We start from the raw sequence: 6384 nt of genomic DNA, 5'->3' as shown, positions 1-6384 counted from the left end.
GGATACCGAGCTTCATCCCACCGAAATGGATCGATCCTGACCAGGTGCCCTTGCGCAACATCAGGGTGGACTGCCCACTGACGCTATAACGCCGGGAACGGCGCAGCGCTGGAACATGATGGTTCCAGCGTGGTGCGGGCGTGGGCTGAAAAGGCAAGGGGCGCAACGCAACCGAGGCTTTACCTGGGGTGCGCGTGCCATACGCTCGCACGCGAGGGCCGGGTTCCTCCCGTGCCCGCCCGACAGGCCCTCGGCACACGCTAGGGGCCCCAGGTCAAGCCGACCCCCACGCAGGGAGACACGCCAGCTGGAACCCAGAACTAGTTCCCCCGACGCGGTCCCTTCCCACTCGCACTGTCCATAATGGACGACGCCTTGTTCGAGGCGTCGGCGATGATCGTCACCGACGCTCCGGTCTTCACGCTGTCGATCTTCGCCGAGCCGCCGTTGACCACGGTCGCGGCGTCGATGGTGTACACCTGCGTGTAGCCGTCGACGCTCTTCGCGGTGATCGAGGTGGCACTGACCTCCGTCACCGAACCGGTCTGGGTGCGCTCGGTCTTGTACCCGCCCTTGCCGTCCGACACGACGAACTCGCCGTGCAGCGCGTCACGCATCGGGCCGACCGCCATCGCGCCACCCGGGCCCATGATCATCGGACCGCGCCCGGCGCCCATGCCGCCGGGGCCCTGCGCGGCGGGGGTCTCGCCGCCCATGGCGTAGATGGTGACCCCGCCCGCGGCGGCGATCCCGACCGCGATCGCGGCGGCGGCAGCGGTCTTGCGGGCCGACCACGTCCGGCTCGGTTCCGGTTGCGGACCGCCCCAGCCCTCGGGCTGAGCCTCGGAGTCCCCGGGAGTCCCGGCGGGCTGGGGGTTGGTGGATTCGGGGTTCATGGACGGGGTCCTCCCTGTGGTGGATCTTTGCGTCCTCCACCGTCACGGACGTGCCTGTGCGCGGCCTGTGCGGACATTGGGGACAAGCTGTGCCGTGGGCGCACAGCTGCTACACAGGAACCGCACAGGTTCGGCACATCCACGCGCGCGATGGTGAGGAGCATGGCCACGGTGAACGCTGAGACGTCCCGCTCCGACCTCCGCCGCGCGGACGGGCAGCCGGTGCGCGTGCTCGTCGTCGACGACGAGTCGAGCCTGGCCGAGCTGGTGTCGATGGCGCTGCGCTACGAGGGCTGGGAGGTCCGCAGCGCGGGCGACGGCATGACGGCCGTGCGCCTGGCGCGGGAGTTCCGGCCGGACGTGGTGGTGCTGGACATCATGCTGCCGGACCTCGGCGGGCTGGAGGTGCTGACCCGGATGCGGGCGGAGACACCGGAGCTGCCGGTGCTGTTCCTGACCGCCAAGGACGGGGTGGCCGATCGGATAGCCGGGCTCACCGCGGGCGGGGACGACTACGTGACGAAGCCGTTCAGCCTGGAGGAGGTCGTGCTGCGGCTGCGCGCGCTGCTGCGCAGGACGCGGGTGGCCAAGGCCGCCGACGGCGCCGAGCTGGTGGTGGGCGATCTGGTGCTGGACGAGGACAGCCGCGAGGTGAGCCGGGCCGGCGAGCAGGTCGAGCTGACGGCGACCGAGTTCGAGCTGCTGCGCTACCTGATGCGCAACCCCAAACGGGTGCTGAGCAAGGCGCAGATCCTGGACCGGGTGTGGAGCTACGACTTCGGCGGCCAGGCCAACATCGTCGAGCTCTACATCTCCTATCTGCGCAAGAAGATCGACGCGGGACGGGAACCCATGATCCACACGATGCGCGGCGCCGGGTATGTCCTCAAACCGGCTCGCTGAGCGCCGGGGCTGGCGCCGCCTGTTCGACTTCTCGACGGCGGACTGGTCGTTGCGCCGCAAGCTCGTCGTGCAGGTGGCCGCGCTGCTCGCGCTGGTGCTGCTGCTGGTCGGCGTGGTCACCGAGGTGGCGTTGGGCGGCTTCCTGATGAACCAGCTCGACCGCCGGCTCGCCGCGGACGCCCAGCGGCCCCCGCCCCGGCTCCCGCGCCCGCCGCGCGAGGGCGCCGCGGTGCTGATGCTGTTCGGCCCCGGCCACCCGGTGGGGACGATCGTCGTGGAGGTCGTCGACGGCACGGTCATCCGCGCCAGGCAGCTGGACGACACCGAGCCTCAGGCGGCGGGGCGCGACGTCGCCCCCGAAGCGGTCGCCCCGCTGCTCGGGCTGCGGGTCGACGGCAGGCAGCACACGGTCAGCCTCGGCGCGCTCGGCCGGTTCCGGGCCCAGGCCGGTCAGGTCGTCAACGTCACCAAGATCACCGCCATTCCGTTGTCCCAGGTGGACCAGACGCTGCTGCGGCTCGCGCTGATCATCGGCGGGGTCGCGGTGGTGGGGCTGCTCATCGCGAGCCTCGTCGGCGCGTGGGTCGTCCGGCGCACGCTGCGCCCGCTGGACCGGGTCGCCGCGACCGCCCGGCGCGTCGCGGAGCTGCCGCTCAACCGCGGCGAGGTGGCCCTGTCGGTGCGCGTCCCGGACCGCGACACCAACCCCAGCACGGAGGTCGGCCAGGTCGGGGCTGCGCTCAACCACATGCTCAGCCACGTCGCCGACGCCCTCGCCGCGCGCCAGGCCAGCGAGAGCCGCATCCGCCAGTTCGTCGCCGACGCCTCCCACGAGCTGCGCACCCCGCTCGCGTCGATCCGCGGCTACTCGGAGCTGACCCGCCGCGGCACCGACGAGGTGCCGCCGGACGTGGCGTACGCGATGGGCCGGATCGAGTCGGAGTCGACCAGGATGACGGCACTGGTCGAGGAGCTGTTGTTGTTGGCGCGCTTGGATTCCGACCGCCCGGTGGTGCACGGGCCGGTGGACCTGACCCGCCTGGTCGCCGACGCCGTGGCGGACGCGCAGGTGGCAGGCCGGGACCACCGCTGGGTACTGGAGCTTCCTCCCGAGGAAATCACCGTGGTGACCGGTGACGCGGGCCAGCTGCACCAGGTGGTGACGAACCTGCTCACCAACGCGCGCACGCACACCCCGCCTGGCACGGTGGTGTCCACATCGCTGCGGACTTCGGCCGGGCACGCGGTGCTGAGCGTGCACGACGACGGCCCCGGCATTCCCGCGGAGCTGCAACCGGAGGTGTTCGAGCGCTTCGCCCGCGGCGACACCTCGCGTTCGCGCGCTGCGGGGAGCACGGGCCTCGGACTCGCGATCGTCGCCGCTGTCGTCACCGCCCACAACGGCCGCATCGAGCTGACGAGCCACCCCGGCGACACCACCCTCACGGTGCACCTCCCGCTCCACGTCTAGGCGCACAGCGGGCGCACAGGGAACGCACACCGCGAGCACAGTCGGCGCCTTGAAGCTGCTCGTATGGCCACCTCGACCCGATCCTGGGAACGCCCTGCCCTGATCGCCCTGCTGGGCTCCACCGCCCTGCTCTACCTCTGGGCGCTCGGCGATTCCGGGTGGGCCAACGCGTACTACTCCGCTGCCGCCCAGGCCGGGGGTGAGAGCTGGACCGCCTGGTTGTTCGGCTCCACCGACGCGGCTAATGGCATCACTGTCGACAAGCCTCCCGCGTCTCTGTGGCTGATGGCGCTGTCCGTGCGGCTGTTCGGCCTCAGCTCGTGGAGTGTCCTTGTCCCGCAAGCACTTCTCGGCGTCGCGTCGGTGTGGCTGCTCTACGCGACAGTGCGCAGGCAGTTCCCGGCGAGCGCGGCCCTGCTCGGCGCGGCGGTGCTCGCACTGACGCCGGTGGCGGTGTTGATGTTCCGGTTCAACAACCCGGACGCGCTGCTCGTGCTCCTGCTCATCGCCGCCGCCTACTTCCTCACGCGGGCGGTCGAGGACGGCCGGACGCGGTGGATGTTGTTGTGCGGCAGCATGATCGGCTTCGCGTTTCTCACCAAGATGCTTCAGGCGTTCCTCGTGCTGCCAACGTTCGCGCTCGCCTTTCTGATCGCCCAGCCCACCCTCAAGCGCGTCGCGCAGCTCTTCGCCGCGGCGCTCGCCATGATCGTCGCGGGCGGCTGGTGGGTGCTGGTCGTCGAGCTGGTGCCCGCGTCGGCGCGGCCCTACATCGGCGGTTCGCAGACCAACAGCATTCTCGAACTCACCTTGGGCTACAACGGCTTCGGCCGTCTCACCGGCGATGAGGTCGGCAAGGTCGGCGGCGGCGGGTTCAACTCGGCCGGGCTGGGCAGGTTGTTCGGCGGCGAGATGGCCGGGCAGATCGCGTGGCTGCTCCCGGCCGCGTTGGTCTTGCTCGCTTTCGGCCTGTACGCAGGCAAGCGAGAGCGGTCCGCCTTCGTCATGTGGGGTGGCTGGCTCGTGGTGACCGGCCTGGTCTTCAGCTACATGAACGGAATCATCCACTCCTACTACACCGTCGCGCTGGCCCCGGCCATCGCCGCGCTCATCGGCATGGGCTCCGCGGTCGCCTGGCGGGAACGAGAACGCGGCGGCTCGGTCGCGCTGTTCCTCGCGGTCGGCGGAACCGCGATGTGGTCGGCTTTCCTGTTGAGCAGCACCATGTTCACCCTCGCCATCACGATCGCCGTGGTCGGCCTCGGCGCTGCCGTGCTGCTGCTGTTCGCCGGGCACCTGCCGCAGAACTTCGTGCGTGGCGCCGTCGTCGCCGGACTCATTGGCGCCCTAGCGGCACCCACCGCGTACTCCGTGGTCACCGCGGCGACTCCGCACAGCGGCGCGCTGCCGTCCGCGGGCCCGGGGCGGAGCACGAGCGGCGGCATGGTCATGTTCGGCCCGACCGGGAACAACCGAGCGATGGGAAGCCTGCTCGACGCGGGCACTCCGGGAGCGGAGATCACCGCGCTGCTGCGAGCACGAGCCGAGAATTACACCTGGACCGCCGCGGCGGTCGGCTCGAACAGCGCGGCGGGATTCCAGTTGGCCTCAAGGACTCCCGTGCTGGCCGTGGGCGGCTTCAACGGCACCGATCCCGCGCCGACCCTCGCTCAGTTCCAGGAGTACGTCCGAAGTGGACAGATCCACTACTTCCTCGGCGGAGCGGGCATGCGGGCCGAGAGCGGCAGCGACGAATCGCGTCGCATCGCGGAGTGGGTCGCCGCCACCTTCACACCGTCCACTGTGGATGGCGTGACCGTGTACGACCTCACCTCGTGATGCTCACAGGCGGCGCACAGGGACGCCACAACGACGGCACAGTCCGCGCCAGCACTGTCGATCACATGACCACCACCATCGCCAAGGGCTCCCCTGTCCTGATCGACCCCAGAAGCCGGACCCCGCTGCTCGACGTGGTGGTCCCGGTCTACAACGAGGAGGCCGACCTCGCGGCGTGCGTGCGCCGCCTGCACGCGCACCTCACCGAGAACCTGCCCTACTCCTTCCGGATCACCGTCGCCGACAACGCCAGCACGGACGCCACCCTGGCCATCGCCACCGGCCTCGCCGCGGAGCTGCCCGAGGTGACCATCGCGCACCTGCCCGAGAAGGGGCGGGGCCGGGCGTTGCGGCGGGTGTGGTCGGAGTCCGACTCCCCCGTGCTCGCCTACATGGACGTCGACCTGTCGACCGATCTCGCCGCGTTGCTCCCATTGATCGCACCGCTGATCTCCGGGCATTCCGATGTCGCGATCGGCACCCGGCTCGCACGGGGCGCGCGGGTGGTGCGGGGACCGAAGCGCGAGTTCATCTCCCGTTGCTACAACCTGATCCTGCGCGGCGCGCTCGCCGCCCGGTTCTCCGATGCGCAGTGCGGGTTCAAGGCCATCCGCAAGGACGTCGCCGAGCGGCTGCTGCCGTTGGTGGAGGACACCGGCTGGTTCTTCGACACGGAGCTGCTCGTGCTCGCACAGCAGGCCGGACTGCGCATCCACGAGGTGCCGGTGGACTGGGTCGACGACCCGGACAGCCGGGTGGACATCGTGTCCACCGCCATCGCCGACCTCAAAGGTGTCGCGCGGCTTGCGAAAGGTTTGGCGACCGGTTCGCTCAAGATCACCGGCATCGGCCGCGACCCCCTGCCGGGTTTCCCGCCGAAGCTCGCCAACCAGGCGGTGCGCTTCGCCGCGGTCGGTATCGCGAGCACCTTGGCCTACCTCGTGCTCTACACCTCGCTGCGCGGCGGGATCGGCGCACAGGCGGCCAACCTGGTCGCCCTGCTCGTCACCGCCGTCGGCAACACCGCGGCCAACCGGCGGTTCACCTTCGGCGTGCGGGGCCGCGAAGGCGCGACCCGGCACCACCTCCAGGGACTGGTGGCCTTCGCCCTCGGCCTGGCGCTGACCAGCGGCTCGCTGGCCGTGCTGCACGCGATGACCGCGCCCGCCCAGCTGGTCGAGCTCGGCGTGCTCGTGCTGGCCAACCTGCTGGCCACCGTCCTTCGCTTTTTGTTGTTGCGGCACTGGGTGTTCCGCGCCCGGAACGCCTGATCGA

General features: G+C 70.6%; 5 protein-coding genes. 4 read left to right on the top strand and 1 reads right to left on the bottom strand.

The window, feature by feature from the left end:
- Positions 1–320: 320 nt before the first annotated feature.
- The gene (locus NLX83_RS40185; protein ID WP_254240556.1) at positions 321–896 is read right to left on the bottom strand and encodes a hypothetical protein; all 576 of its coding nucleotides are present in this window, start codon (positions 894–896) and stop codon (positions 321–323) included.
- 162 nt (positions 897–1058) lie between these two features.
- On the opposite strand from NLX83_RS40185, the gene NLX83_RS40180 reads away from it, so the two are divergent.
- From NLX83_RS40180 to NLX83_RS40165, 4 genes are all read left to right on the top strand, one after another.
- Entirely contained in the window at positions 1059–1799 is a 741-nt protein-coding gene (locus NLX83_RS40180) for a response regulator transcription factor (RefSeq protein WP_254240555.1), read from the top strand.
- Positions 1777–3270, top strand: coding sequence for a sensor histidine kinase (locus NLX83_RS40175; protein ID WP_254240554.1), 1494 nt, complete (start codon positions 1777–1779; stop codon positions 3268–3270). Before NLX83_RS40180 ends, NLX83_RS40175 begins: the two co-directional genes overlap by 23 nt.
- Positions 3271–3333: 63 nt before the next feature.
- Positions 3334–5109, top strand: coding sequence for an ArnT family glycosyltransferase (locus NLX83_RS40170; RefSeq protein WP_254240553.1), 1776 nt, complete (start codon positions 3334–3336; stop codon positions 5107–5109).
- A 65-nt stretch (positions 5110–5174) separates the two neighbouring features.
- Positions 5175–6380, top strand: a complete 1206-nt coding sequence (locus NLX83_RS40165; RefSeq protein ID WP_254240552.1) for a bifunctional glycosyltransferase family 2/GtrA family protein — start codon at positions 5175–5177, stop codon at positions 6378–6380.
- The last annotated feature ends 4 nt before the right edge of the window (positions 6381–6384 follow it).

The organism is Allokutzneria sp. A3M-2-11 16, assembly GCF_024213555.1.
GTDB lineage: Bacteria > Actinomycetota > Actinomycetes > Mycobacteriales > Pseudonocardiaceae > Allokutzneria.
This window is presented reverse-complemented; position numbering and strand designations above follow the sequence as displayed.